This window comes from Kitasatospora sp. NPDC028055, assembly GCF_040637885.1.
Classification (GTDB): Bacteria; Actinomycetota; Actinomycetes; order Streptomycetales; family Streptomycetaceae; genus Kitasatospora.
Window position 1 is genome coordinate 45,292 of record NZ_JBEZXE010000040.1, and the last position, 26,765, is coordinate 72,056.

General features: G+C 73.7%; 22 protein-coding genes. 11 read left to right on the plus strand and 11 right to left on the minus strand.

Annotated features, from left to right (window positions below; all coding sequences use genetic code 11):
- Positions 1 to 143: 143 nt before the first annotated feature.
- Entirely contained in the window at positions 144 to 1,550 is a 1,407-nt protein-coding gene (gene lpdA, locus AB0F71_RS30490) for a dihydrolipoyl dehydrogenase (protein ID WP_360240984.1), read from the plus strand.
- Between the two features lie 127 nt (positions 1,551 to 1,677).
- On the opposite strand, the gene AB0F71_RS30495 is transcribed toward lpdA, so the two are convergent.
- Positions 1,678 to 2,013 carry a GNAT family N-acetyltransferase gene (locus AB0F71_RS30495; protein ID WP_360240987.1) on the minus strand — a complete coding sequence of 112 codons (336 nt, stop codon included), beginning with the start codon at positions 2,011 to 2,013 and terminating at the stop codon, positions 1,678 to 1,680.
- A gap of 242 nt (positions 2,014 to 2,255) precedes the next feature.
- On the opposite strand from AB0F71_RS30495, the gene AB0F71_RS30500 reads away from it, so the two are divergent.
- On the plus strand, positions 2,256 to 3,497 hold the full coding sequence (locus AB0F71_RS30500; RefSeq protein WP_360240990.1) for a PP2C family protein-serine/threonine phosphatase: 1,242 nt from the start codon (positions 2,256 to 2,258) through the stop codon (positions 3,495 to 3,497).
- A gap of 57 nt (positions 3,498 to 3,554) precedes the next feature.
- On the opposite strand, the gene AB0F71_RS30505 is transcribed toward AB0F71_RS30500, so the two are convergent.
- Entirely contained in the window at positions 3,555 to 4,808 is a 1,254-nt protein-coding gene (locus tag AB0F71_RS30505) for a threonine/serine exporter family protein (protein ID WP_360240993.1), read from the minus strand.
- 108 nt (positions 4,809 to 4,916) lie between these two features.
- Positions 4,917 to 5,624, minus strand: coding sequence for a Tat pathway signal sequence domain protein (locus AB0F71_RS30510; RefSeq protein WP_360240996.1), 708 nt, complete (start codon positions 5,622 to 5,624; stop codon positions 4,917 to 4,919).
- A gap of 299 nt (positions 5,625 to 5,923) precedes the next feature.
- Here AB0F71_RS30510 and AB0F71_RS30515 point away from each other — a divergent pair, with 299 nt between their 5' ends.
- Positions 5,924 to 7,501, plus strand: a complete 1,578-nt coding sequence (locus tag AB0F71_RS30515; RefSeq protein ID WP_360240998.1) for an alpha/beta fold hydrolase — start codon at positions 5,924 to 5,926, stop codon at positions 7,499 to 7,501.
- A gap of 58 nt (positions 7,502 to 7,559) precedes the next feature.
- On the opposite strand, the gene AB0F71_RS30520 is transcribed toward AB0F71_RS30515, so the two are convergent.
- Entirely contained in the window at positions 7,560 to 8,207 is a 648-nt protein-coding gene (locus AB0F71_RS30520) for a DedA family protein (protein WP_360241001.1), read from the minus strand.
- 231 nt (positions 8,208 to 8,438) lie between these two features.
- Here AB0F71_RS30520 and AB0F71_RS30525 point away from each other — a divergent pair, with 231 nt between their 5' ends.
- From AB0F71_RS30525 to AB0F71_RS30545, 5 genes are all read left to right on the plus strand, one after another.
- Entirely contained in the window at positions 8,439 to 9,446 is a 1,008-nt protein-coding gene (locus AB0F71_RS30525; RefSeq protein WP_360241004.1) for a hypothetical protein, read from the plus strand.
- A 108-nt stretch (positions 9,447 to 9,554) separates the two neighbouring features.
- Positions 9,555 to 10,535: a LysR family transcriptional regulator gene (locus AB0F71_RS30530; protein WP_360241007.1), complete on the plus strand. Its 981-nt coding sequence runs from the start codon at positions 9,555 to 9,557 to the stop codon at positions 10,533 to 10,535.
- A 240-nt stretch (positions 10,536 to 10,775) separates the two neighbouring features.
- Positions 10,776 to 12,149, plus strand: a complete 1,374-nt coding sequence (locus tag AB0F71_RS30535; protein ID WP_360241010.1) for an MFS transporter — start codon at positions 10,776 to 10,778, stop codon at positions 12,147 to 12,149.
- A 24-nt stretch (positions 12,150 to 12,173) separates the two neighbouring features.
- On the plus strand, positions 12,174 to 12,851 hold the full coding sequence (locus tag AB0F71_RS30540; protein ID WP_360241013.1) for a response regulator transcription factor: 678 nt from the start codon (positions 12,174 to 12,176) through the stop codon (positions 12,849 to 12,851).
- Complete coding sequence (locus AB0F71_RS30545) at positions 12,848 to 14,227, plus strand: HAMP domain-containing sensor histidine kinase (protein ID WP_360241016.1); 1,380 nt, start codon at positions 12,848 to 12,850, stop codon at positions 14,225 to 14,227. The genes AB0F71_RS30540 and AB0F71_RS30545 overlap by 4 nt, the downstream gene beginning before the upstream one ends.
- Before the next feature lie 19 nt (positions 14,228 to 14,246).
- Here AB0F71_RS30545 and AB0F71_RS30550 read toward each other — a convergent pair whose 3' ends face one another.
- From AB0F71_RS30550 to AB0F71_RS30580, 7 genes are all read right to left on the minus strand, one after another.
- Positions 14,247 to 14,618, minus strand: a complete 372-nt coding sequence (locus AB0F71_RS30550; protein ID WP_360241019.1) for a fic family toxin-antitoxin system, toxin component — start codon at positions 14,616 to 14,618, stop codon at positions 14,247 to 14,249.
- Between the two features lie 201 nt (positions 14,619 to 14,819).
- Positions 14,820 to 15,776 (minus strand): TAXI family TRAP transporter solute-binding subunit, encoded by a 957-nt coding sequence (locus tag AB0F71_RS30555; protein WP_360241022.1) that lies wholly within the window; start codon positions 15,774 to 15,776, stop codon positions 14,820 to 14,822.
- A gap of 121 nt (positions 15,777 to 15,897) precedes the next feature.
- The gene (locus tag AB0F71_RS30560) at positions 15,898 to 17,724 is read right to left on the minus strand and encodes an alkaline phosphatase family protein (RefSeq protein WP_360241025.1); all 1,827 of its coding nucleotides are present in this window, start codon (positions 17,722 to 17,724) and stop codon (positions 15,898 to 15,900) included.
- 424 nt (positions 17,725 to 18,148) lie between these two features.
- Positions 18,149 to 19,618, minus strand: a complete 1,470-nt coding sequence (locus AB0F71_RS30565; protein ID WP_360241028.1) for a SufS family cysteine desulfurase — start codon at positions 19,616 to 19,618, stop codon at positions 18,149 to 18,151.
- Positions 19,605 to 21,020, minus strand: a complete 1,416-nt coding sequence (locus tag AB0F71_RS30570) for a family 2B encapsulin nanocompartment shell protein (protein ID WP_360241031.1) — start codon at positions 21,018 to 21,020, stop codon at positions 19,605 to 19,607. The genes AB0F71_RS30565 and AB0F71_RS30570 overlap by 14 nt, the downstream gene beginning before the upstream one ends.
- A gap of 421 nt (positions 21,021 to 21,441) precedes the next feature.
- Positions 21,442 to 22,008, minus strand: a complete 567-nt coding sequence (locus tag AB0F71_RS30575; protein ID WP_360241034.1) for a signal peptide protein — start codon at positions 22,006 to 22,008, stop codon at positions 21,442 to 21,444.
- 160 nt (positions 22,009 to 22,168) lie between these two features.
- Positions 22,169 to 24,112, minus strand: a complete 1,944-nt coding sequence (locus AB0F71_RS30580; protein ID WP_360241037.1) for a cellulase family glycosylhydrolase — start codon at positions 24,110 to 24,112, stop codon at positions 22,169 to 22,171.
- A gap of 404 nt (positions 24,113 to 24,516) precedes the next feature.
- Here AB0F71_RS30580 and AB0F71_RS30585 point away from each other — a divergent pair, with 404 nt between their 5' ends.
- From AB0F71_RS30585 to AB0F71_RS30595, 3 genes are all read left to right on the plus strand, one after another.
- Positions 24,517 to 24,672 carry a DUF6131 family protein gene (locus AB0F71_RS30585; RefSeq protein WP_360241040.1) on the plus strand — a complete coding sequence of 52 codons (156 nt, stop codon included), beginning with the start codon at positions 24,517 to 24,519 and terminating at the stop codon, positions 24,670 to 24,672.
- A 104-nt stretch (positions 24,673 to 24,776) separates the two neighbouring features.
- Positions 24,777 to 24,950, plus strand: coding sequence for a CsbD family protein (locus tag AB0F71_RS30590; RefSeq protein ID WP_360241043.1), 174 nt, complete (start codon positions 24,777 to 24,779; stop codon positions 24,948 to 24,950).
- 334 nt (positions 24,951 to 25,284) lie between these two features.
- Entirely contained in the window at positions 25,285 to 26,703 is a 1,419-nt protein-coding gene (locus AB0F71_RS30595; protein WP_360241046.1) for an APC family permease, read from the plus strand.
- Positions 26,704 to 26,765 lie beyond the last annotated feature (62 nt).

Consider the following 26,765-nt stretch of genomic DNA (forward strand, 5'->3'; position numbering starts at 1 on the left):
TGACAATCGGCCCCCGGCCCTGTACGGTGCCGCGCGGAGCGCATCCGCCGAGACCCGGTGGGTGCGTCGAGTCCGGTCCTGACACCATGGGACCGAGATCACGAGATCACGACACCCGTGACACCCTCGGAGGAGTCAGCAACATGAGCACGCACTACGACGTCGTCGTCCTCGGCGCGGGCCCCGGCGGCTACACCGCCGCCGTCCGTTCGGCCCAGCTGGGCCTCAAGGTCGCGGTCATCGAGGCCAAGTACTGGGGCGGCGTCTGCCTCAACGTCGGCTGCATCCCCTCCAAGGCCCTGCTGCGCAACGCCGAGCTCGCCCACATCTTCACCAAGGAGGCCAAGACCTTCGGCATCAAGGTCGAGGGCCAGGTGACCTTCGACTTCTCCGAGGCCTTCAAGCGCAGCCGCTCGGTGGCCGACGGCCGGGTCAAGGGCGTCCACTACCTGATGAAGAAGAACGGCATCACCGAGTACGACGGCTGGGGCACCTTCGTCGACGACCACACCCTCCAGGTCGCGCTCAGCGGCGGCGGCTTCGACGTGGTCACCTTCGACCACTGCATCATCGCCTCCGGTGCCACCACCCGCCTGCTGCCCGGCACCAGCCTGAGCGAGCGCGTGGTGACCTACGAGGAGCAGATTCTCACCGAGCAGCTGCCGGAGAGCATCATCATCGCGGGCGCCGGCGCGATCGGCGTCGAGTTCGCCTACGTGCTGCACAACTACGGCGTGAAGGTCACCATCGTCGAGTTCCTGGACCGCGTGGTGCCGCTGGAGGACGTCGAGGTCTCCACCGAACTCGCCAAGCAGTACCGCAAGCTGGGCATCGAGGTGCTCACCTCGACCCGGGTCGAGTCGATCGACGACAGCGACCCGAACGCCAAGGTGCGGGTGACCGTCACCAAGGACGGGCAGCAGCAGGTGCTGGAGGCCGACAAGGTGCTCCAGGCGATCGGCTTCGCGCCGCGGGTCAACGGCTACGGCCTGGAGAACACCGGGGTCAAGCTGACCGACCGCAACGCCATCGCGGTGGACGGGCGCGGCCGCACCAGCGTCGACCACATCTTCGCGATCGGCGACGTCACGGCCAAGCTGATGCTCGCGCACGCCGCCGAGACGATGGCCGTGATCGCCGCCGAGACCATCGGCGGGGCGGAGACCATGGAGGTCGACTTCGCCATGATCCCGCGCGCCACCTACTGCCAGCCGCAGATCGCCTCCTTCGGCTACACCGAGGCCCAGGCCCGTGACCTCGGCTACGACGTCAAGGTCGCCAAGTTCCCGTTCACCGCGAACGGCAAGGCGCACGGCCTCGGCCACCCGATCGGCTTCGTCAAGGTGATCTGCGACAACACCCACGGCGAGCTGCTCGGCGCCCACCTGATCGGCCCCGAGGTCACCGAGCTGCTGCCCGAGCTGACGCTGGCCCAGCAGTGGGACCTCACCGTCCACGAGGTGGCCCGCAACGTGCACGCCCACCCGACCCTGGGCGAGGCGGTCAAGGAGGCCATCCACGGCCTCGCCGGTCACATGATCAACATGTGACGACCCGGACGTGCCGACGGTGCGGCCCCGCCCGGCGGGGCCGCACCGTCCTCCGCTGTCCTCGACCGGGGACCGGGCGGATCTCGCTCGGGCCAGCTCGGGCCAGCTCGGGCCAGCTCAGGTCAGGTCAGCTCAGTCGGTCGCGCAGCCAGGCCTTGACCTCGGGGGTGACCTCGTCGGTGAGGTCGGCGAACTCCTGGTGCTTGGTCAGGAACTTGGCCACGTACGGGCAGATCGGGACGATCCGCTTCCCGGCGGCCCGGACGTCCGTCAGCGCCGCCTGGACCAGCTGTCCGGCGAGGCCGCGGCCGGCGAAGGCCTCCTCGACCAGGGTGTGGTAGAAGACGCGCTGCCCGTCGTGGTCCAAGTACTCGGTGAAACCGGCGAGTTCACCGTCGACCAGGATCTCGTAGCGGTGCCGCTCGTCCGACCGCTCGACGACGGGGGTGCTGGGGGTGCTCATCGGGAAGGCCTCTCGCGGTTCGTACGGGCTTTCGGTGCGGGGTCAGACTAGCCGCCGGGCGGGGCGGGCGGTTCCGGGCCGGGGTGGGCGTCCACCTTGCCGGGCCGCGCGACGGGCCGGCCGGCTGAGCCGGACGGGCGCGGACCGAGGGGCGCCGGGCGCCCCGGCCCTCTAACGTGGGCGCGACGGCGCCGGGCCCGGCACCGTCGCGACACCGGAGGAGAGCGGAGGGGCCGTTGCTGGTGCGTGCCGCGAAGGCGTCCGGGCCGGCGCAGCCGCCGTCCGACCCAGGGTCCCAGCTGCCGGTGCTGGTCCGGTACGGGCACCGGTCCTGGCTGATCCCGGCCGTGCTGCTGGCGGCGGTGGTGGCCGTGGACGCCCTCACCCCCCGCGACTTCGAGTCGCTCAGCTGGCTGGCCCTGGTTCCGGTGGTCGCCGCGGGGCTGTGCGGTCCGGCGGTCACCGTGGCCTTCGCCGGTCTCGCGGTCGTCGCCTATCCCGGGCTGAACGGCGTCTGGGGCAAGTCCCACGGGATCGAGGACTTCCTGCTGGTGATCGCCGGCTGCGTCCTCGCGTATCCGCTCAGCGTCTTCCGGGCCCGGGCCGCCGCCTACGTCCGCCATCTGCAGGGCGCCGCCGAGACCACCCGGCAGGTGGTGCTGCGCCCGGTGCCGCCGGGCTGGGGCGGGGTGGACGCGGAGGCCCGCTACCTGGCCGCGGACGTCGAGGCCCGGGTGGGCGGCGACTTCTACGACGTGGTGGCCACCCCGTACGGCGCCCGGGTGCTCCTCGGCGACGTCCAGGGGAAGGGCCTGCCGGCGGTCGCCACGGCGGCGGCCCTGGTCGGCTGCTTCCGGGAGGCGGCCTTCCGGGAGGAGGGCCTGGCGACGGTCGCCTCCTGGCTGGAGGAGCGGGTGCACCGGCAGAACCGGCTCTCCGCCCGGCTGGGCGAGGAGGACGAGCGGTTCGCCACGGCGGTGGTCGTCTGGTTCCCCGACGACGCCCCCGGGGAGATCCAGGTGGTCAACTTCGGCCACGACTGCCCGTACGTCCTGGGCCCGGGCGGGGTCCGGCAGCTGCCGCCGGGCAACGGTGTCCCGCTGGGCCTCGCCCCGCTGGCCGGTCGGCTCCCGGAGGTGCAGCGGCTCCGGCTGGGCGTGGACGAGACCGTGCTGATCGTCACGGACGGGGTGACCGAGGCCCGGGACCGCCAGGGCGACTTCTTCGACCTGCGCGCCCACCTGGAGGGCCTGGCCGGCCTGCCCGGGGTCGGGGAGCCCGAGCGCCTGGTGGGTACCGTCGTCGGCGCCGTCCTCCGGCACTCCGGCGGGCGCCTGACGGACGACACCGCGCTGCTCGCGGTCCGCACCAGCAAGGGCAACGGCAAGGGCAGCGGGAACGGCAAGGGCTACGGCACCGGCAACGGCAAGGGCTACGGCACCGGCGGCGGCAGCGGCAACGGAAACGGCGCGGCCTCCGGCTGAGCCGGGGACCGCGCCGGTCGGGCGGTCGCGGAGAACGGTGGCCGCGCCTGCCGGGGGTCAGGCCCGCAGTTGGGCCACGGCGAGCGAGGGGCGCGGGATCCGGCTGATCACCGAGCCGATCAGGGTGCCGATCGACACCCCGAACACCGCGGACACGGCGGCCAGCACCGACTGGGCGCCGTTGCCGACCTCGATCTGCGCGGTGTTCAGCAGGCCGAAGGAGCCCGGCACCACGATCCAGAACGCGGGCAGGTAGAGCACCTGCCAGAGCGGTCCGCCGGGCAGCCAGTGCACCACGGTGGCCGCGACCGCGGCGCTGACCGCGCCCGCCAGCCCGCCTATCGCCGCGCCGTGGACCGACCCGACCACCACCTGCACGGTGACGCTGACCGCGATCACCGCGACGATCCACGGGATCGCCGCCGGCGGGGTGTTCACGTTGACCACGACGCCCGCCACGGCGATCGCCAGCCCCACCGCGATCACCCACCAACTCGGCCTGGCCACCTGGATGTTGGCCAGCGCACTGGCCGGTACGCCGATCGCGGTGGTGGCCGCCGCCACCCCGGCCAGGAACAGCGCCAGCTGCACCGCGCCGGACACCAGCCGGGCCGTCCCGGCGCTGGCGGCGCCCGCCGCGATCTCCGACAGCCCGGTGACCAGCAGCCCGCCCGGCAGCAGGATCGCCAGGGTGGCCACGATGGTGCGCAGCGGGCCCTCCAGCAGGCCGGCCCGGCTGAGCGACAGGACGAGCAGCGCCACCAGGAACCCGGCGGTGACCGGCAGCAGCGGGCGCAGCCTGGGCAGCCGGCGGGCCAGTGCGGTCAGGCCCGCCACGATCAGCGAGCCGGCCCCGGCGGCCAGCACGTTCGCCGTCACCGGTTGGAGGAACAGGCAGACGCCCACCCCGACCGGCAGTACCCCCAGGTCCGCCACCCAGGCGGGCCAGCGGGCGGGGGCGTGCCGGATGGCGTCCAGCTCGGCCAGGGCCCGGGGGCCGTCCAGCTCACCGGCGCGCAGCCGGTGCGCCAGGTGCAGGACGTCCGCGGTCTGCTCGAACCGCAGCGCGGCGCCGACCGGCCGGAAGCTGGTGGCCTCCACCGCGTCGAGGGCGACGAACAGCCCGTTGGTCAGCGCGGCGACCCGCACCTCGGGAGCCCCCAGTGCCCGTCCGAGCCCGCGGAGTTCCTCCTCGACCTCATGGACGGGAAGGCCCCCGCCCAGCAGGGCGTCGCCCAGTTCGAGCAGCAGGCGGCGGAGCGGGTCGGCGGGGGCCTCGTTGCCCCGGACCGGCGGAGACTTGCTAGACATGGCAGGTATCGTCCCATCCCGCCCGCTTGGGTCCGAATCTGCCCCGGTCTGATCGTTTCGTGCTGCCGCCGCCCGGTCGCCCCGGGGCGCCGGGCCGCGGTCCGGCGGTCAGTTCACATAGACCGCCGGGGCGCCGGACTGGCTGGTGTCGGTGACCGGGCCGTAGCTCGCCGAGAAGTAGCCGTCGCCGGGGCAGAGGCCGGAGCCGCCGCTCTTGGCGAAGTGCTCGTTGGTGAAGGTCAGGCCCTGGCCGCCGTTGTCGGCGGCGCCGGTGAAGGCTCCGCTGAGCCGGTAGGTGCAGGTGATGGTGCCGAACCAGCTGTTCAGGACGGCGGTGGCCTGGATCTGCCCGGCGCTGCCGCCGGTCAGGGTGACGGGCAGGCCCGCGTCGTCGGCGATCGAGACGCCGTACGGGAGGGTGTCGACCGTCAGGCTGCGCACCGAGGTGACGCCGGTGACGTTGGCGGTGCAGGAGCCGAAGGTGAGGCCGGTCAGGGACTCGGTGGCGGTGCCGGGGGCGGCCGGGTTGGTCAGCACGGTGGCGGACAGCCGGGAGGTCGCGCAGGTGACGCCGGTGGTGCTGGTGGCGGTGGAGTAGAAGGTGGCGGAGCGGCCGGCGAGCGGTGCGGCGAGGGCGTCGCCCGCCGCGACGGCGGCGCCACCCGTGCTGCCGGTGGTGAGCACGGGGCCGGCGGCGACGGGGGCGGTCGCGGCGGTCGGGGATGCGGCGACGGTGGCGGGAGCCGCCGCGACCAGGGCGAGCGCGGCGAGTACGGAGACGGTCAGGGCAGCGGTGCGGTGGGGGAGTGCGCGCATGGGAAAGCCTCTTCCTCGGTGAGGGACGGGAAGGCGAACTTCCGCTGCTCCCGGAGGACTCCCGAGGGACGGGGAGCGGGGAGCTGACTCCGTTGTAGGACCGTGTCGGTGACCCGTCAAGGTACGGCGGCGAAGCTGCTGACTTTTCGTCAACAACGATCGGACGGCCCGGTTCGGCGAGCCGACAGCGCGCGGAGAGCGTGGTGTCAGTGCCCTGACAGTTTCCTGGCAGCGCCCTGACGGTGCGGAACGGAAGACTCCGTGACGCCCACTCAGCCGATCGACCGAGAGAGCCGCCCATGCCCCGACCCCGCACCACCGCCACCCTCCGCGGCGCCGCCGCCGCGGCCGTCGGCCTGCTGCTGGCCGCCCTCCCCCCGGCCGCCGCCTCGGCCGCCGCGCCCGCCCCACCGGTGCCGGTCCTGACCTGGGCCAAGCCCTGCGCCCCCGGATTCCAGTGCGACACCGCCCAGGTGCCGCTGGACCACCGCGACCCGCACGGCCGCTCCATCGACCTGGCGCTCATCCGCCACCCCGCCGACGACCCGGCGCACCGGATCGGCACCCTGTTCTACAACCCGGGCGGCCCGGCGATCCCCGGCACCCTGGCGCTGCCCTCCACCACCCCGCTGTTCCCCGAGGAGGTCCGCCGGAGATTCGACATCGTCAGCTTCGACCCGCGCGGCGTCGGCGCCTCCACCACCCTGCGGTGCTTCCCCGACCCGGCCGGCGAACAGGCCCTGCTCGGCGGACTCCCCGCCGGCTACCCGATCGGCGCCGAACAGCAGTCGCGCTGGGCCGACACCTACGCGCAACTGGGCCGCCGCTGCGCCGAGAACGACCGCACCGGCCTGCTCGCCCACTTGTCCACCGCGGACGTCGCCCGCGACCTCGATCTGCTGCGCCAGGCTGTCGGCGACCGCAGGCTCAGCTACCTCGGCACCTCCTACGGGACGTACCTCGGCGCCACCTACGCCAACCTCTTCCCCGGTCGGGTGCGCGCCATGGTCCTGGACAGCGCCGTCGACCCGGTGGCCTGGTCCACGGGCCGCACCCCGCAGGACCGGGCACTGCCGCCGTTCCTGCGCACCGGCAGCGACCTCGGCTCGGCCCGCACCCTGGACGACTTCCTCGACCGCTGCGGCGCCGCCACCCCGGCCGACTGCGCCTTCTCCGCGGGCAGCCCGGAGGCGACCAGGGCCAAGTACGCCGCGCTGACAGAGCGCCTGGCGCACGGACCGGTCACCGTCGGCACCGGCGCGCAGGCCGTCACCTACGACGAGGCGAGCGCCGTCTCGACCGTCGCGCTGCTGCTGTACTCGGCCCAGCCGCTGCCGCAGCTCGGCAGCCGCGGCTGGGCCGCCCTGGGCGGGCAGTTGCAGAGCCTGTGGACCGCCGCCGACAACCCGGCGGCACCCCTGCCGACCGGTGCGCAGCCCGGCCAGACGCAGGTCCTCGGCGTGCTGTGCGCCGACACCGTCAACCCGCCCGCCGGCACCGGCTACCCGGCCCTCGCCGACCTCGCCCGGGAGCGCTCCGGCGCCCTCGGCCCGTACTGGGTCTGGCAGACCCAGCGCTGCGCCGACTGGCCGGCCGAGGCCGCCCGGGACCGCTACACCGGGCCCTGGGACCGCTACACCGCCGCGCCCGTGCTGGTCGTCGCCAACACCGGCGACCCGGCCTGGCCGTACCAGGGCTCCCGCGCGCTGGCCGACACCCTGGCCCGCGGCCGGCTGCTGACCGTCGACGGCCCGGGCCACAGCGTGCTCGGCAACCCGAGCGGCTGCGCCGCCGGCTACGAGGCGCGCTACCTGCTGGACGGCGACCTGCCGCCGCGTGGCCGGGTCTGCGCGCCGGACGGGCCGCCGTTCCGGTAGCGGTCGGTGACCGGCGGGCGGGCCTGCCCGGATCGGTGACGGTCCGGTCCGGCCCGGTTCAGTGCTCGCGGTCGCCGCCGCCGTCCTGGTCCGACGGCTCTCGGCCGCGCGCGTGGTGGCGCCGGAGGAACCAGACCAGCAGGGTGACGGCGACGAGAGCGGCGATCGTGATGGCGGCGACCCGGCCGACGGTGCCCTCCACCCTGCTGTAGGCGGCTCCGGCGAAGTAGCCCAGAAGGGTGAAGCCGAAGGCCCAGGCCAGCCCGCCGAGGGCGTTGTAGAACAGGAACCGGCGGTACGGCATCCGGGACATCCCGGCCAGCGAGGGCACCAGCGGGCGGAAGAAGGCGATGAAGCGGCCGACGAACACGGCGGCCGGTCCGCGGCGGCGGATCAGGTCCTGCGCCGTCTCGACCCGCTTCGCGTGCCGCCGCAGCGGGCGGGTGCGCAGGATCGTCGGGCCGAGGTGGCGGCCGATCTCGTAGCCGGCGGAGTCTCCGAGGACGGCCGCGCAGACCACCACCAGGATCATCCAGCCGAGCGAGACGCTGCCCTGGTGGGCGATGAAGCCGCCGAGGACGGCGGCCGACTCGCCCGGGATGAAGAAGCTGAAGAACAGCGCGTCCTCGGTGAAGACCATGGCGCCGACGACCGCGTACACGACCGGGCCGGACAGTCCGCGCAGCCAGTCGGTGATCGCGTGCATCCGCCGCACCTCGCCGGTGATCGGTCCCCTTTCTGCCCCAATGTAACGCTTGTCCGGTGTGCTGCTTGTCGGCGGTGCAGTGCCCGCCCGGGTGCAGAGACGGAGCTGAGGACGGCCGGAGTGGGTCAGAAACCCGGCCTATGACCCCATAGGAAAGGGGGTACTACTCGGATCTGGTCGGTGCACGGAGGATTCCCGGTGTATTGATCATCAACGGGACGAGGGAATCACGTGCAACTGAGCAGAATGGCCGCCGCCGCCGTCGCCGCAGGGGCCACCGGGCTCGTCGCGGCGGCGGTGCTTCCGACCGCGGCGGCGGCGAATCCGGTGGCAGCGACTCCGGTGACCACGACTGCGGTGACCACGACTGCGGTGACCGCGACGGCGCCCGGAACGTCGGCGACCGCGACGGAGGCCACCCTGGAACTGCGCGGACTGCCCCGCGACTTCGAACCCGGGGCCGACTGGCAGGAGTTCGCCGTCGTTCTCCACCGCTCGGAGACGGACGGGCAGTTCAACCGGCTGTTCTTCGAGGTCCACGACACCCAGTACGCCGGGATCAGGTCCGATCAGATCGAGGTCCAGTACTTCCTCGACGGCCGGTGGCAGTCGACCACGTCGTTCAACGATCCGGGGGACAACTGGCAGGACTTCCCGCTCCCGGAGGACGAAGGGCCCATTCCGCCCGGTGTCACGGAGATTCCGATCCGGTTGAAGTTCGGGCCGGACAACCCGTTCACCGACCGGGTCGACATCGGCGTCATGGGCTACCTCGGCAAGGACGACATCGTGAAGATACAGCCCCGGAAGGTCATCCGGCTCGTCCCCGGACATCCGACCCCGACGGTGACGCCGACCACCACCCCGACGTCGACACCAACACCCACGCCGACGCCCACGCCCACCTCGACACCCACGTCCACGCCGACGTCGACGACCACCCCGACGGCCACTCCGAGCGGGACGCCCACGGAACCCGGTGGCCCGGGGGAGTCACCCGGCCCCGGCGCGTCCGGCAGCCCGAGCCCGTCCGCCTCGGCGGCCCCGCCCGCAGCGGGCGCAGGCACCGGCGGCGAGCGCTCCCCCGGACCCGCTGCCCCCGCGCCCGGGGGTGAACTGGCCCGCACGGGAGCGGACTTGGTCGGCACCGCGCTGCCGGTCGGCCTCGTCGCGATCGCTGCGGGTGCCGCCCTCGCCCTCGCCGCCCGGGCGGCCCGTGCTCGCCGCCGACGGCGCTGAACCCCACCACGACCAGAACCCCCGAGGGCGGGACGGCAGTTCGCCGTCCCGCCCCGTCCTGCCCTGTTCCGTCCGGCTCGATCCGCCCCGACGTCCGTGGACCCCACCATGCCGCTTTCCCCCCGAGTGCCCGACCTCCCCAGCCTGGAGCTGCTGCTCGCCGTCGCCCGGCTCGGCAGTCTCGGCCGGGCCGCCCGGGAGGTCGGCATCAGCCAACCGGCCGCCTCCGCCCGGATGCGGGTGATGGAGACCAGGATCGGGGTCGGCCTCCTCGAACGCTCCCCGAACGGTTCCCGCCTGACGTCGGCCGGGGTGCTGGTCACCGGCTGGGCCGGCCGGGTGCTGGAGGCCGCCGGGGCGATGGACGCGGGGATCGAGGCGCTGCGCGGCGAGCGCGACGACCGGTTGCGGGTCGCCGCGAGCCTGACGGTGGCCGAGCACCTGTTGCCCGGCTGGCTGGTCGCCCTGCGGGAGGAACGGCCGGACACCGTGGTCTCGTTGAGCGCCGACAACTCCGGTCTGGTGGCCGAGAAGGTGCTGCGCGGCGAGGTCGACCTCGGGTTCGTCGAGAGCGCCACCGTCCCGGCCGGGCTGGACGCCGTGGTGGTGGCGCGGGACGAGCTGGTGGTGGTCACCGCCCCGCAGCACGCCTGGGCGCGCCGCAGCCGGGTCGCCCCCGAGGAGTTGGCGGCCGCCCGGCTGATCCTGCGGGAGGCGGGGTCGGGTGCCCGGCAGGTGCTGACGGCCGTGCTGGCGCCGCACGGCGGGCCGGCCGGCCCGCTGCTGGAACTGCCCTCCTCGACGGCGGTGAAGGCCGCAGCGGTCGCCGGGGCCGGGCCGGCCGTGCTCAGCCGGCTGGCGGTCGAGGAGGACCTGCGGGCGCGGCGGCTGGTGGCCGTCCAGGTCACCGGGGTGGACCTGAGCCGGTCCCTGCGGGCGGTCTGGCCCAGCGGCCGGCGTCCGCAGGGACCGGCCCGCGACCTGCTGTCGATGGCCGGCCGCGCGGTCCGCCGGGGTCCGGGCCGTACCGCCTCGGGGACGGCGTACGGCTCCGGCTCGGCGTCCGGTCCCGGCTCAGCCCGCCGCTGACCGGGCCGCCTCGCCTACCAGCCGAAGCACCCGAAGCAGCCGAAGCAGCCGGAGCAGCCGCAGCCGATCGACAGGTCGCGGGCCCAGGCCTGGGCGGTCGCACCGAGGAACACGACGGGTGAGCCGCGGCGCAGGCTTCCTTAGCGGAACGTAAGTTCTGCGCGGCGCTCCTTGCCGCCGCCCCGCGGGCGGCGGCACGCTCTGGGACACCCACCCGCCGTACCAGCCGCTGGAGCCGCCATGTCCCCGTCCGCCGCCGTCCCGGCCGCCCCCGCTCCCCGCCCCCAGCCGCCCGGCGCGGACCGCGCCCGGCGGCGGCGCGCCCTGATCGGCGGGTCGCTGGGCAACCTGGTGGAGTGGTACGACTGGTTCGTCTACGCCAGCTTCGCCGTCTACTTCGCCGACGACTTCTTCCCCGGCAGCGACTCCACCGCCAAGCTGATGAACACCGCCGGCATCTTCGCGGTCGGCTTCCTGATGCGCCCCGTCGGCGGCTGGCTGCTCGGCCGGGCCGCCGACCGGCACGGCCGCAAGAGCGCGCTCACCCTGACCGTCACCATGATGTCCGCGGCCGCCGTGCTGATCGCCGTCGCCCCGACCTACGCGCGGGCCGGCTACCTCGGCGCCGTCGTGCTGCTGCTCGCCCGGTTGCTCCAGGGCATGAGCATCGGCGGCGAGTACGCAGCCAGCGCCACCTACCTCACCGAGGCCTCCGCGCCGAACCGGCGCGGCCTCGGCTCCTCCTTCCAGTACGTCTCGATGACCTGCGGCCAACTCCTCGGCCTGGGCATCCTGATCGTCCTGCAGCACACCCTCAGCAGTGCCCAACTGCACTCCTGGGGCTGGCGGTTGCCGTTCCTGCTCGGCGCCGTGCTGGCCGTCGTGGTGCTCTGGCTGCGCCGCCGGCTGCCGGAGACCGAGGCCTTCGCCGCCGAGTCCGCCGGCCGGGAGCGGGCCGACGCCCGCGGCACCCTGCGCAGCCTGTGGGAGCACCGGCGCCAGGCCGCCCTGGTGATGGCCCTGACCCTCGGCGGCACCGTCGCCTACTACACGTACACCACCTACCTGACCAAGTACCTGATCGGCAGCGCCGGGCTCGCCAAGGACACCGCCACCCTGGTCAGCTTCACCGCGCTCGCGGTGTTCGCCGCCGTCCAGCCGCTGGCCGGGCTGCTCTCCGACCGGATCGGCCGCCGCCCGCTGCTGATCACCTTTGCGCTCGGCTGCACCGTCGGCACCTACCCGCTGATGACCGCCCTCGGCTCGGCCTCCGGCTACTGGTCCGCGCTCGGCCTCTCGCTCGTCGCGCTGCTCGTCGTCACCGGCTACACCTCGATCAACGCGGCCGTGAAGGCCGAACTCTTCCCCACCCGGATCCGCGCCCTCGGCGTCGCGCTGCCGTACGCCCTCGCCAACGCGCTGTTCGGCGGCACCGCCGAGTACATCGCGCTCTGGTTCAAGAACAGCGGCCACGAGTCCGGCTTCTTCTGGTACGTCTCCGGCTGCGCGCTGGTCTCCCTGGTCGTCTACGTGCTGATGCCCGACACCCGGCACGCCGTGCTCGACCCCGCGGAGACCCCGGCACCGGCCGCCGCGGCGCAGCCCGTACCGTAGTCACCTCACCGCCGGGGAGGGTTCGTGCACATGCTGCTGGTCGAGGACGACGACCGGATGGCCCAGGCCCTCGCCACCGCGCTCGCCCGGCGCGGCCACACCGTGCGCCGGGTGGTCCGCGCCGCCGAGGCGCTGCGGCACGTCCGGGAGGCCGAGTTCGTCCTGCTCGACCTCGGCCTGCCCGACCTGGACGGCCTCGACCTGCTGCGCAAGCTGCGCACGGTGTGCGCGGTGCCGCTGATCGTGGTCACCGCGCGCAGTGAGGAGCGGGACGTCCTCCAGGGCCTGCGGGCCGGCGCCGACGACTACGTGGTCAAGCCGTTCCGGATGGCCGAACTCATCGCCCGGATCGACACCGTGCGCCGCCGCACCGCCGCCGCCCCGGAACCGGCCGGCGGGCAGCGGCAGGTGCGCACCGGGGACGTCACGATCGACCCGGCGGCCCGCACCGTGACCGTCGGCGGCGCCGAAGTCCGGCTCACCCGGCGCGAGTTCGACGTGCTCGCGCTGCTCGCCGCGCAACCCGGCGACGTCCGCTCCCGCGAGGAGATCCTGGACCGGATCTGGGGCGACGCCTTCCTCGCCTCCTCCCGCTCGCTGGACGTGCACGTGGCCGGCATCCGGGCCAAGACCGGCCGGGCCGCTCTGGTCCGCACCATCCGCGGCTACGGCTACCAACTCGGCGCCCTGGAAGGCCGGTGAGGCGCCGGCTGCTGGCGGTGCTCACCGCGCTGATCGGTACGGCCGTGCTGCTGCTCGCCCTGCCGCTGGCCGACTCCTACGCCCGCGGTCGCACCGAACACCTGCTGCTGCAACGCCGGGCCGACGGCGTCCGCTTCGCCGAGCTCGCCGACCGGATCCGCACCGACGCCGACCGCCGTGAACTCGACGCCGAACTCACCCGCTACGCCCAGCTCTACGGCGCCGCCGTGACGGTGGTCGACACCGCCGGACACACCGTCGGCCGGGCCGGTCCGGCCCCGGTCGGCCCGGCCGCCCGGCAGGCCGAGGACCGCGCCCTGACCGGCCGCTCCACCGAGGCGCTGCCCACCGTCCTGCCCTGGGGGCCGGACACCGTGGTGCTGGCCGAACCGGTCGGCCAGGACGAACGGGTCGGCGGCGCCGTCCTGTTGACCGTCCCCACCGACGCGGCGCGGCACGACGTGCTGGTCCGCTGGACGCTGATCGCGGCCGGCGCCGTCACCGCCTTCGGCGCCGCCGCCCTGGTCGCGGCCGGCATCGCCCGCTGGCTGCTGCGGCCCGTCCACGAACTCGACCGCGCGGTCGCCACCATGGCCGACGGCCGCTTCGAACCGCGCACCGCCGTCGCTGCCACCGCCGACACCGGCCCGCCCGAACTGCGGCGGCTGCGCGAGCACTTCGACGGCATGGCGGCGGCGGTCGGCGAATCGCTGCGCCGCCGCCGGGACTTCGTCGCCGACGCCTCGCACCAGCTGCGCAACCCGCTGGCCACCCTGGTGCTGCAACTGGAGAACGCCGAGCCGTACGTCGCGCCGGGCCCCGGCCGGCAGGCGCACGCCCTCGCCCTGGACGAGGCGGACCGGCTGGGAGAGCTGCTCGACGGCCTGCTCGCCCTGGCCCGGCTGGAGGCGGCCGCCGCGCCGGTCGAGGAGCAGGACGTCTCCGCGGCCGTGGCCGAGCGGGTGGCGGCCTGGGTCCCGGTGTTCGAGGCGGGCGGTCCGGAGCTGACCGCCGAGATCACCCCCGGGCTGCGTGCCCGCGCCCTGCCCGACGCGGCCGGGCGGATCCTGGACGCCCTGCTGGACAACGCCGGCAAGTTCGTCCCGCCCGGGGCCCAGGTCCGGGTGACCGTCCGGCCCGGCCCGGACGGCGGCGCGGTGGTCCGGGTCCGGGACACCGGGCCCGGTGTCCCGGACGCTCAACTCCCCTTGCTGCTGGGGCGCTTCGCTCGCGCACCGGAGCACCAGAACCTTCCCGGCACCGGCCTCGGCCTGGCCATCGCGGACGAACTCGCCCGGGCCGGCGGCGGAACGCTCACCGTCGCGCCCTCGCTGCCGCACGGGCTGACCGTCGAGTTCCGCCTCCCCGCGCCCTGAGCGGTTCAGTGGTACCGGCTCAGCGGTACCAGGTGCGGATGGCGGCGGCGGCCTCCCGGACGTCCGCGCGCCCGGCGCGGATGCGGGCGGCGAGGTCGGCGGCGGCCTTCGGGCCGGCGGTGACGGTGACGCCGGAGGCGGTGAGGTAGGCGGCGGCGACGACGGCGGCGAAGTGCTCGTTGCCGGACTCCAGCGCGGGCACCCGGATGAGCTGGTGCATCAGCGCGGCCGCGCGCTGGTGCGGGCCCTCGTACACCGGCACGTCCATGACCTCGTCGGCGTGCCGGGCCACGGCGGCGGAGAGGGTCCCGTAGTCCGTGATGTCGGGGTCGGTGGGCAGGAAGCGGTGGGCGATGTCCAGCAGCCAGGCCCGGTCGATGCGCAGGATCACGCCGCGTCCAGGGCGGGTCCGCGCCGCCTGCGCGCGTGCTGTTCGGGGGCCGCATGGATCTGGACCTGGTCGGCCGGCCGGACGTTCAACCACATGCCCCGCAGCGTAGCCAGGTGTACGGGGAGCTACAAACCGGGCGCGGCGGGTTCGGGGGCGGCGAGGGCGGCGCCTCCTGACTGGCTGTCATCTTTTGGCCGGCCGTCACCCGTACACCGAGCGGTAGTAGGCCGCCGCCCCCGGGTGCAGCGGGACGGCGCCGGTGGAGACGGCGAAGCGGGGTTCCAGCCGGGCGCCGGCCGTCACCGAGCGCAGCAGGGTGGCCCATTGGTCGAAGAGGATGCCGAGCAGCCGCCGGACGGCGTCCTCGGGGACGCCCGGCCGGGCGGTCAGGTAGTTGCCGACGCCGAGGGTGGGGACGGGCGCGGCCAGGTCGTAGGCGCCGGCGGGCAGGGTGACGGCCGTGTACACCGGGCCGTAGCGCTCCCGCAGTTGCGCGGCGACGGCGTCCAAGGGCACGAACCGCAGCGGCAGTTCACGGGCGAGCGCGGACACCGCGGGGGTCGGCACGCCGCCGGACCAGAACACCGCGTCCAGGGTGCCGTCGCGCAGCGCGTGCAGTGACTCGGCCAGTCCGAGGGACTGCTGCCGTACGTCGATCCCCGCCCGGCGCAGCAGCCGCCCGGCCGTCACCTGGTTGCCGGAGCCCACCGCGCCGGTGGCCACCCGGCGGCCCGCCAGGTCGGCCAGCTCGCGCACCGGCCCGTCGGCCGGGGCGAGCAGGTGCAGGTAGTTGACGTACACCCGGGCCAGCGCCGTCAGGCCGATCGGACGCTCGAAGGTGTCGCGGCCCAGGACGGCGTCCTCGGCGACGTCGGCGGTGGTGAGCGCCAGGTCCACCGAGCCGTCGGCGAGCTGCTGGAGGTTGTCGACGCTGGCCGCGCTGCTCACCGGGGTGAGGGTGAGGTGTCCGCTCGCGTTCACGGCCTCGGTGAAGGAGTGTCCGAAGGCGTTGTACGGCCCGCCCTCGGGCCCGGTGGCCAGCCGCAGCGCGCGGTCCGGTGCCTCGTGGCCGGAGCAGCCGGCCGTGCAGCCCGTGCCGAGGGCCGCCGCCAGGGCCGCGCCCAGCAGGGTGCGGCGGCGCGGGGCGCTGGCGGTCATGGCGGGAAGGGTAGCCCAGCCCGGGGCCGCGGCGGACGCCGGGCCCGGGAACGCGGGCACCGCCGGGCCCTGGGAGCAGGACCCGGCGGTGCCGGAGGTGGTGCGGGGTGCGGGCCGTGCGTCAGGCGCGGCGGCCGCGCTTGCGGCGGGCGAGGAGGACCGCTCCGCCGCCGACCGCCAGCAGGGCGACGGCCGCGGCCGCGATCGGCCCGGTGCTGGAGTTGGCGCCGGTCTCGGCCAGCGGCGGGCCGGAGACGCTGCTGGTGGCCCCGGCGACGGCGGTGGAGCCGGTGGCCGAGGTGGCCGAGCCGGCCGGGGTGGTGGCGGAGGAGCCGCCGGTGGGCCGGCCGCTCGGGGTGTCGCCGCCGACCGGGGCGCCGGTGGTCGGGTCCAGGATCAGGGTGGCCGACTGCGGGTTCTTGAAGTCGAACATGCCCTCGATGGAGCCGGCGTGCTCGTCGAAGGAGGAGTCGCCGATCCGGCCGGTCTTCCAGTTGTCCTCGACGAAGCGCAGGATCGAGGTCTGGTCGGTCTGGGTGTGGTCGACGAAGTTGGCCTTGGCGTACGGCGAGACGACCAGCAGCGGCAGGCGCGGGCCGAAGCCGCAGCGGTCGGCGTAGCCGCCCCAGCCGGCGTCCTTGCCGCACTGGCCGGCGCCGCTCAGGCTGTCGTTGGCCGCGTCCTTGGAGCCGTTGACCGGCTCGGCGAACTTGTGGTCGTACCAGCCGTCCGAGTCGTCGTAGGCGATGACGACGGCGGTGGAGGCCCAGTCCTTGGACTTCTGGAGCTTGTTGACGGTGTCGACGACGAACTGCTGCTCGTCCAGCGGGTCGGAGTAACCGGCGTGGCCGTCCTGGTAGTTGGCGGCCTTGAGGTAGCTGACGGCGGGCAGGTTGCCGTGCTGGAGGGCGGCGTCGAAGTCGGTCAGGTCGTACTGGTGGTTGGCCTGGCCGGCGTGGCCGATCTCCTCGACGTCCTTCGGAGCGAGGTGGTTCGGGTTGGCCGTGGACTTGTAGTACTGGAAGGGCTCGTGGTGCGGGTTGTAGTCGGTCTGCGAGGCGCCCACGATGTTCTTGTGCGCGGAGTCGCAGACCGCCTTGCCGTCCTTGGTCCCGGTCGGCTTGAAGCCGCCCTGGAACCAGCCCCAGCTGACGCCCTTGTCGTTGAGCAGGTCGCCGACGTTCCTGCCGGTCATCACCAGGTGGTTGTGCGCGGGGCTGGAGCAGTCGTCGTAGCCCGGGTCCGGGTCGTTGATGACGGTGCCGACGCCCTTGGCGTCCGGGGAGGCCACCACGTAGGCGTCGGTGGTCTGCTGGCCGGTCTTCGGGTCGACCGGGTAGCCGCCGTGGGTGTTGCCGGTGATCAGGTTGATCGCGCCCGGGGTGGAGGGCCCGTAGTTGGTACCGAAGGAGTTGTCGCTCATCGCGAAGCGCTGGGCGTAGTTCCAGTAGCCGGTGACGGTGTTGCCGTCGTAGTAGTCCATCACCAGGCCGGGCGCGGTGTACATCGGAGCCTTGCAGTTCTCGATGTCGGTGTGCTCGACGAACTTGTCCATCTTGCCGCCGTCGAAGGCGAGCTGCTCGTCCTTGTAGGTGTGGTCCTGGTCGCAGGTGACCGCCTGGGACGGGCTCAGCCGGACCGGGTTGTTCCGGTTCGGGTTCCTGTGCAGCAGGTCGTCGCTCAGGCCGTCCACCTTGGGGGTGTCGGGCTTGGCGGTGAACTTCACCTTGTCGTCGGCGGTGTTGGCCGCGTTCGGGTAGGTGCCGAAGTAGTGGTCGAAGGAGACGTTCTCCTGGAATATCACCACCAGGTGCTTGACCGGGGTGGCGGTCTGCGGGCCGTCGGCGGCGAAGGCCGCGGGGGCACCGCCGAAGGCGGTCAGCGAGGCAGCACCGAGCAGGCCGGCACCGTAGCGGAGCCACCTGTTGCGGGAGGGAACTGCGTGCATGGTCGGATCCTCGACGTCATCGTCATGTGTGTCAGAAGTTGGGGCCGTGACGCGCGTAGCACGAGCGGCGCGGCGGCTAGACGCTAGAGCGTAGCGGTGAACACGGTTGACGAGTGCATGTGAACACGCGGTAAATCGCCGAGGTACGGAACTCTTCGCCAGGGCTGCCGACGGGAAGACAAGTCCGTTGAATGCCCCCGAATCCGACGAATACGGGACGCCTTTCGACGGTTTCCGGCCAGAAATGTCGCTTCCATCCCGGCCGGGGGTCGCCGACGGGCCGGGCGCGAAACCGTGGTCGATCTCACGGAAACGCCCCCGGCCCCGCTGTGGAGCGGGGCCGGGGGTCGGAGTCGGGGGTCGGGGGCACCGGGAGGTGGGGGACCGGGGGCGGGGGTGGTCGGGGTGCCCGCCCCCGGTCCGGTCAGGCTCCGGCCGCGGCGGCCTCGCCCTGGAGGCCCTGGAGTGCGGCGACCAGGGCGTCCACGTCCTGCACGGTGTTGTACAGGGCCAGCGAGGCCCGCGCCGCGCTCTGCAACCCGTAGGCGGCGAGGGCGGGTTGGGCGCAGTGGTGGCCGGCCCGGACGGCGATGCCCTGCTGGTCGAGCGCCCCGGCGAGGGCGATCGGGTCCGTCCCGGCGAGCAGGAAGGTGAGCACCCCGATCTTGCCCGGGGCCTCGCCGATCAGCCGCAGCCCGGGCACCGTCCGCAGTGCCGCGGTGGCGTACGCGGTCAGCTGCTCCTCGTGCGCGGTGGCGGCCGCGCGGTCCAGCCCGGCGACGTACCGCAGGGCGGCCCGCAGCCCGGCGACCCCGCCGATGTGGCCGGTACCGGCCTCCAGGCGGTGCGGGACGGGGGCGTAGCTGGTCTCCTCGAAGCTCACCGAGTCGATCATGTTGCCGCCGCCCTGCCACGGGGGCATGGCCTCCAGCAGCTCCCGCTTGCCGTAGAGCGCGCCGATCCCGGTCGGGGCGAAGATCTTGTGCCCCGAGAAGGCGTAGAAGTCGGCGTCCAGCGCTGTCACGTCCACCGGGAAATGGGCCACCGCCTGGGCGCCGTCGACCAGCACCTTGGCGCCGTAGCGGTGGGCCAGCGCCGTCATCTCGGCCACCGGCGGCACCGTCCCCAGCACGTTGGAGGCGTGGGTGAGGGCCACCAGCTTGGTCCGGAAGGAGAGCAGGTCCCGGTAGGCGTCCTGGTCGAGCTGCCCGTCCGGGAGCAGCGGGATCGGGACGACCCGGGCCCGGCGCTCCTTGGCGATCAGCTGCCAGGGCACCAGGTTGGAGTGGTGCTCGGCGGCGGAGACCAGGATCTCGTCGCCGACGCCGAGGTTGGCCCGGCCCCAGGTCTGGGCCACCAGGTTGACGGCCTCGGTGGTGCCCCGGACGAAGACGATCTCGTCCGGGTCCGGGGCGCCGAGCAGCTTGGCGGCCTCGGCGCGGCCCTCCTCGTAGATCTGGGTGGCCTGCTTGGCGAGGGTGTGCGCCCCCCGGTGGACGTTGGAGGTGCCCGCCGAGTAGTGCTCGCCGACCGCCTCGACCACCTGGCGGGGCTTGAGGGTGGTGGCGCCGTTGTCCAGCCAGACCAGCGGGCGGCCGTTGACCTCGCGGTGCAGCTGGGGGAAGTCGCGGCGGACGGCCTCGACGTCGAAGCCCGCGGCGGGGGCGGTGGGCGGTGAGGTCCGGTCGGCCCGGCTGGGCAGCCAGTAGCGGGGGCCGCCGGCGGCGTGGGCGAGGGCCTCGGGGAGCGGGAACGGGGGCGCGGCGGCCGGGGAGGCGGTGGGAGCGCTCGGTGCGGCCGCAGCTCCCGGAACAGCCGGGGCTCCAGGAACGGCCGTTGCCCCCGGGGCCGCGTTGACGCCGGTGCCGCGCCCGAATCCGTCAGGAGTAGTCATGGTAGTTGGACACCTCGACGTTCTGCAGCACGGCGACGGCGTCGTCCACCAGCGCGGCGGTCGAGAAGTAACTGGTCACCAGGTAGGAGGTGATGGCCTGCCGGTCGACGCCCATCGCGCGCACCGCCAGCCCGGGCTCGACCTCGTCCGGGACCTTGGCCGGCCGCAGGCCCACCACGCCCTGGCGCTCCTCGCCGACCCGCATCAGCAGGATGTTGGTGGTGCCGGGCGCGGAGTTGGCCGAGCCCTTGAGGTCCAGCTTGTCGGAGGGCAGCAGCGGCACGCCGCGCCAGGTCAGGAACGGGCTGCCGAACAGCTCGACGATCTGCGGCGGCACCCCGCGCCGGGTGCACTCGCGGCCGAACGCGGCGATCGCCCGCGGGTGGGCCAGGAAGAAGGCGGGCTGCTTCCAGACCCGGGCGAGCAGCTCGTCCAGGTCGTCCGGGGTGGGCGCGCCGCCGCGGGTGCGCACCCGCTGGGTGGGCACCACGTTGTTGAGCAGTCCGTACTCGGGGTGGTTGAGCATCTCCCACTCCTGGCGCTCGCGCAACGCCTCGACGGTCAGCCGGAGTTGGGCCTGGACCTGGTCCATGTCGGAGTTGTAGATGTCCGCGACGCGGGTGTGCACCTTGAGTACGGTCTGGGCGATGCTCAGCTCGTACTCGCGCGGGCTCTCGTCGTAGTCGACGAAGGTCTCCGGCAGGTACGGCTCGCCGGAGTGGCCCGAGCTGAGGTCGATCGGGTGCTCGGCGTCGACCTGGCCCCGGGTGGCCGCGAACTCGTCCAGCTGGGTGCGCAACGAGGGCTCCCGGTCAGCGAGTTCGGTGAGCAGGCGGCGGTCCAGGCTGAGCACGGTACAGGAGCTGACGGCCTTCACCCGGTACGGCATCGCGGTGCCGGCCGCCCAGGCGGCGGCGTCGAAGAAGTCGCCGTCGCCGAGCACGCCCAGCAGGGCGTCCTGGCCGTACTCGCCGGTGGCGCGCTTCTCGGCCCGCCCGGAGGCTATGACGTGCAGCTGCTCGGCCGGGGCGTCGGCGTCGACGATCAGCTCGCCGGGCGCGACCTCGCGCTCGGTGAACCCGGCGGCCAGGGCGGTGAGCACCGGACCGTCGACCTGGCTGAGGAAGGCCAGTTCGCGCAGGTCCTCGGGGATGATCCGGGTGGCGCCGGAGCCGTCGACGTAGGTGCCGACCAGGCCGTCGCCGAGGATGAAGCCCCGGCGGCGGTTGACCCGGAAGACGCCCGCCTCCAGGTCCACCCAGGGCAGCACCCGCAGCAGGTAGCGCGGGGTGATCCCGAGCATCTGCGGCACGGTCTTGGTGGTGGTGGCGAGGTTGCGGGCGGCGGAGGTACTGAGGCTCTGCTGGCTGGGCTGGTTCTGCGGAACGGCCTCGGTGGTCACGGCTGGTCCCCTCTGCGGCAGGTGTGGGAGGACGGGATCCGACCGGTGTCGGACCGCCTCGCCGAATCTTGCCGTCGGAACGGATTGACGTGGGCACGTTTGAAGGCCACGGAGAGCGGACAATTCCTGCGCAAACGAGCGACTCCAGCCCGCCAAACTCACTCGAACGGGTGGTCTTTCCATAACGGGGGCCGATGCTTCCCCAAGCGCACCTAGGAAGCACGGGGGGCGAGTTGGGGCGCACGGCGGGGGCGCCCCGGCCCGGCTGCCGGAGGGGGCGGGTGCATCTGTGGGTCGGGCTGCCGCCGGGCCTGACCGAGGAGGCCGCGGCCGCCGAACCGGCCGGCTTGGTGGAGGCCGCCGCGCGTCTGGGGTCCGACGCGCGGGGGCTGGTGGCTCAGGCGTAGGCCACAGGCGGCCCTCAGGCGTAGACCGCGATCCGGGGCTCGACCGTGCCCCGGGCGGGCGAGTGCAGGACGGTGATCCGGTAACTCTCGGTGAGGGTGTGGCCGGAGTGCAGGACGATCTTCGCCGGGATCAGCGCGGTGTACAGCGTGCCGGTCTGGCTGGCCAGCGGCACGGTGTGCCAGCTGCCGTCCGTCCCCCGCAGCTCCAGCCGGATGTCGGAGGGGCTGAGGAACGGGCCCCGCTGGGGCGACTCGACCAGGATCTGCGGGGCGACCGTCTGATCCTTGGGGGTGTCGTTGCGGTAACGGAAGGTGATCTGGTGCGGCGCCCGGTCGGTCGGCAGTGCGGAGTTGGGCAGGTCCACGAAGCGCACCGGCGCGGCAGCGGCCGGACCGGAGGCGGTTGCCGTGCGGCCCGTGCTGCCTGTGGTGGCCGTGGTGGCCGTGGTGGCCGTGGCGGCCGTGGCGGCCGGGGGCGCGGCGGCCGCCCGCGCGGGCGCCGTGAGCGCTGTGGCGGGCAGGACGGCGAGGGCGGCGGCGGTCAGCACCAGAGCCCGGCGGGGGATCGTCCTGGACGGCATGGCGCCTCCTTCGGTCGAGGGGCGGCTGGGGGCCGGTCGCCCGGCGGACGGTGTCCGCGGGGCCACGGACGGTCGCCGGCCGGGCGGTTCGTACTCCACCACCTTGCACGTGCCCGGCGGATGGCGCATCCGCCGGGCCCGTGCCCGGCGGATGCGGTGATCAGCGCAGCGGGCGGCAGAGCAGCGCGTCCGGGACGCCGTACTGGAGCCAGCGCCAGGTGTCGGCCACCCCGGCGACGTACTCGCCGTCGGCGCACTGGCCCTTGTAGGAGCCGGGCGCCCAGTCGCTCGCGACCGAGCCGCCGTTCGCCGGCCGGTTGTCGCCGTGGTCGAACCAGACCGTGCGACCGGTGCTCGGCAGCGCGGTGGCGGCCGGGGCGCAGAGCAGTGCGGACATCGCGTTGTTGCGGACGCTGTAGCCCACGGCGAAGGCGTTGTCCGGGCACTGGAGCTTGTCGTAGCCGGAGGCCCAGTCGCCGCCGGTGACGTAGCGCTGGTCGGTGACGGTCACCCAGTCCCCGGCGCCCAGCGGCGGCTGCCCCGCGTCGGTGCACAGGCCCCGGCTGCTGCCGCGGCCGAGGCCGGCCAGCCGCTGGCCGTCCGGGCAGTCGCCCTTGCGGTTGCCGGGGCTCCAGTCGGGCCGGGCCAGCATCCGGGCCGAGACGTCCTGGTCGCCGTGGTCGAGGTCGAGCATGTTCCAGCGGGCGACCGGTGTGACCGGCCCGGTGTACGAGGGGGCGTTCACCAGCTTGTTCCAGTCGGCCGCGCGCCAGTCGCCCGGGTCGTTCAGGCCGAGCTGCCGGCCGCCGGTGTCGTAGGAGAGCAGTGCCCAGCTGTCGTTCGGGACGCCGTCGTGCTGCCAGCCGACCAGCGGCCAGACCGCGAAGTCGGTGTCGTTGGCGACCAGGAGGTCGGTGAAGCGGTCGAACCAGGCCTGCTCCTTGGCGTCGGTGGAGCCGCGCCCGGCGGCGCCGAACTCGCTGACCCAGACCGGGGCGGTGAAGTGCTGGCCGTCCTGGGTGACGAACAGTGCCTCCTGGTTCACCACCTGGGCGAGCTGCTCGGGGGTGAACTCCTCGTAGCGCGGGTCCGAGGTCGAGCCCGGGCCGCTGCCGGCCCCGGTGTTGGCCGGGCCGGTGTAGGCGTAGAAGTGCGCCGCGTAGACCAGTTTGTCGGACCGGATCAGGGTGTTGGACAGGGCCGCCACCGGGGTGAGCATCGGCCGGCCGTGGGAGAACCCGGCGGCGGGGATGCCGTACCAGTTGATGCCCTCCATGATCACCAGCAGGTCCGGGTCGGCCTGGAGGATCCGGTTGCCGGCCTCCTCGAAGGCCGCGTACTCGTCGTGGGCGTCGCCCAGGCCCCAGTTGGGGTCGTCCCAGGTGTCGCGGCGCACCTCGTTGCGCAGGTCCGCGCCGACCACCCGCTTGTCGGCCTTGTAGCGGTTCGCCATGAACACCCAGTCGTCCTCCCACTGCTGGGTGCTCTGACCGCTGTTCCAGCGCTCGTTGCCGTCCAGGCCGCAGCAGAAGCGGTAGCTGGTGGTGTGGTTGTTGAGGACGACCGCGAATCCGTCGGCGGTCAGCGCGGCCACCACGGCGTCGTAGACCTGCAAGGGGGTCCTACCCCTGAGCTGCGGGTTGGCGGCGACGGCGGCGTCCGGGACGGCGGCGGTGTCGTGGATCATCGCGTTGGCGAACGGCAGCCGGACGGCGTTCAGGCCCAGGCCGTGGAAGCCCGCCAGGATCCGGTCGATCGGGGCCCGGTCCAGTCCGAGCGGGATGTTGTACGAGACCTGGCCGGCCTGGTTGTCCGCGGGGTCCGTGGTCGAGCCGCTGCCCTCCCAAGTCCCCTGTGCTCCGGCCCAGTTGCCGGCCTTGAGCTTGAACCGGTCGCCGTTGGCGTCGACCACGTACCGCCCCCGGGTGCTCAGCGGGCCGGTCCAGGAGGCGGCAAGCTGGGCGCCGGTCTGTACGGACGCGGCGGCCGGGGCTGCGGACGCGGCGGGGGCGGCCGCTTGTGCGGGTGGGGCGGCGCTGACGAGCGCGGCCAGCAGGCCGGCCGCCGCGAGCACGGCGGTGCGGGCCGTTCTGAGGGGTGTCACGGATGCTCCGGTGAGGGTGACGGGGGCAGGGCTTGTTGACGGTACGTCAAAAGCACTGCCGGAACGAGACCCGTGGACCGGCCTCCGATGGAGCGGGCGCGACCACGCCCCGGTGCCGACGGGGGAGCCGGCGGGGGAGTCGACGGGGGAGCCGGTGAACCACCCGGAGCGCGGGCCCGCGGCCGGGCCGCCGGACGCGAGCCCGCCGGGTCGCCGGGGTGAGCTGGGGCTCGGACCCGCCGCAGGGGGTGCGCTTCGTCCGAACCGGCCCGCGGGCCCCCTTCGACCTCGGTCACCAGGGAAATTCCGGGATTCGTGAATCGAACCCCGAGAACGGGGAAGGCGCAGCATGCCTCCGCACCAGCGAAGGATCACACCGGGAGGGCGAAGGAACGGAGCTCGTCGTGATCGTCCTCGGAGTCATCCTCCTCGTCATCGGATTCGTCAGCGGCATTTCCATCCTGTGGACCGTCGGCGTCATCCTGCTTCTCATCGGCCTCGTCCTGCTGGTCATGGGCGCGGTCGGCCGCGAGGTCGGCGGCCGCCGCCACTACTGGTAGGAGCGGCCGTTCGACGGCAGGGCGCCGCGTCCGCGCGTCGGACGCCATCACGACGCGCCGGACCCATCACGACGCGCCGGACGCCATCACGAAAGGAACCAGTCATGAGTATCGGCAAGAAGGCCGCGCACAAGGCCGAAGAGGTCAAGGGCAGTGTGAAGAAGACCGTCGGGCGGGCCACCGGCGACCGCGTCCTGGAGGCGGAGGGCCGCGGCGACCAGGCCAAGGGCGACCTCAAGCAGGCCGGGGCCAAGGTCAAGGACGCCTTCAAGCACTGACCGGCCCGGCGTGGCGCTGGTAGGCGCCCGCCGTTCCCCTCCGGGCCCGGCTCCGTCCGAGGAGCCGGGCCCGGAGGGGAACGAGCACGTTCCGGACCGCCGGGCCTTCCGTCCCGCCGGGCCTTTCGTCCCACCGGCCCGAGCGCTTATGACAACAGCATTGACGTGAAACGACACCGCCGGTTTCATGGCTCGCACTTCCCCACCCCCGGGCGCCCCCCGAACCTCCGCGCCCGCCCCCACATCCCCCCACGAGCAAGGCGGTGATCCGTTGGCATCGACGCTGAGGGACGACACGGGCAGCGGCCCGAGAACCGGCGCGCAGCACGGCGCCATGCACAAGTCCATCGGCCTGCTGGACGGCGCGGCCATCGCCGCCTCCAGTACGGCCGCCACCAGCAGCATCGGGATCGGCCTCGGGCTGATGGCGGGCGTCGTCGGCCTCCACCTGCCCGCGATCATGCTGCTGGCCTTCCTCCCCGTCCTCGCCATCGCGGGCGGCTACGGACGCCTGAACGCCGTCGAACCCGACGCCGGCAGCAGCTACCGCTGGGTCGGTCGCACGCTCAGCCCCTGGCTGGGCTTCCTCACCGGCTGGGTGAACACCGTCGGCACCGTGGTCTTCATGGCCTACACCACCACCGTCACCGGCTCGGCCGTCATCCAACTCCTCGACCAGGCGCACCTGCGCAGCATCGCCGGCCTGCGCCTGGACGCCGACTCCACCGTCCAGTGCACCGTGCTCGGCCTGGTCGTCCTGATCGGCGCCGCGCTGGTCGCCGTCCGCGGCCTCGACCTCGCCGCCCGACTCCAGAAGGCCCTGCTGGTCTTCGAGTACGCGGTGCTGCTCGGCTTCTGCGGCTACGGCCTGTTCGCCGGCGACCAGCCCTTCTCGCTCCACTGGTTCAACCCCTTCGACCTGCCCTCCTTCGGCGCCCTGGCCCAGGGCATGGTGCTCGCGGTGTTCTGCTACTGGGGGTTCGAGTCCGTGTTCAGCGTCAGCGAGGAGGTCCGCGACCCGCGGGACGCCTCCCGCGGCGGCTTCCTGGCCCTGGTGGTCATGCTGCTGCTCTTCCTGCTCGCCGGGACGGCCTTCCAACGGGTGCTCCCGCTTGACGAGTTGGCCGACAACGGCGCCCACGGACTCACCTACTTCGGCACCACCCTCGCCCACCAGCCGCTCGCCGCACTGCCGTTGATCGCGCTCACGTTCTCCGCGGTGGCCTCGCTCCAGTCCTCGGTGATCCCGACCGCGCGCGGGATGTACGCGATGGGGCGCGACGGCGTGCTCGGCCCGGTCTGGACCAGGCTGCACCCGCGGCACGCCACCCCCGCCGTCGGCACCCTGCTGGTCACCGGCTTCGCCGCGCTGCTCGCCCTCGCCTCGATCGCCATCCCGACCGTCAACGACCTGATCTCGGCCGCCGTCAACGCGATCGGCATCATCGTCGCCCTCTACTACGCGCTCACCGCCGTCGCCTCCGCCGTCCGCTTCCGCGGCCTGCTGCGCACCGACCCGGTGCAGGGCCTGCGCGCGGTGGTCGGCCCGCTGCTCGGCGCGGCGTCGCTGCTCGCCGTCGGCGGCTACCTGGCCTGGACCTTCTACGACTCCACCGACCACTTCGAACTGTCCGCTGACAACGGCTGGTTCGAGCTGACCGTGGTGGTGCTGATGATCGTCACCGGCCTCCCGTCGGCAGCCTGGGCCCGCTGGCGGCGCCGCTCGCCGTACTTCCTCGACCCGACCGCCTGAGCCGCACCGCCCGTACCGCCCGCACCGCCCGCACTCCCGTACCGCACGAAGGAGCACCACCC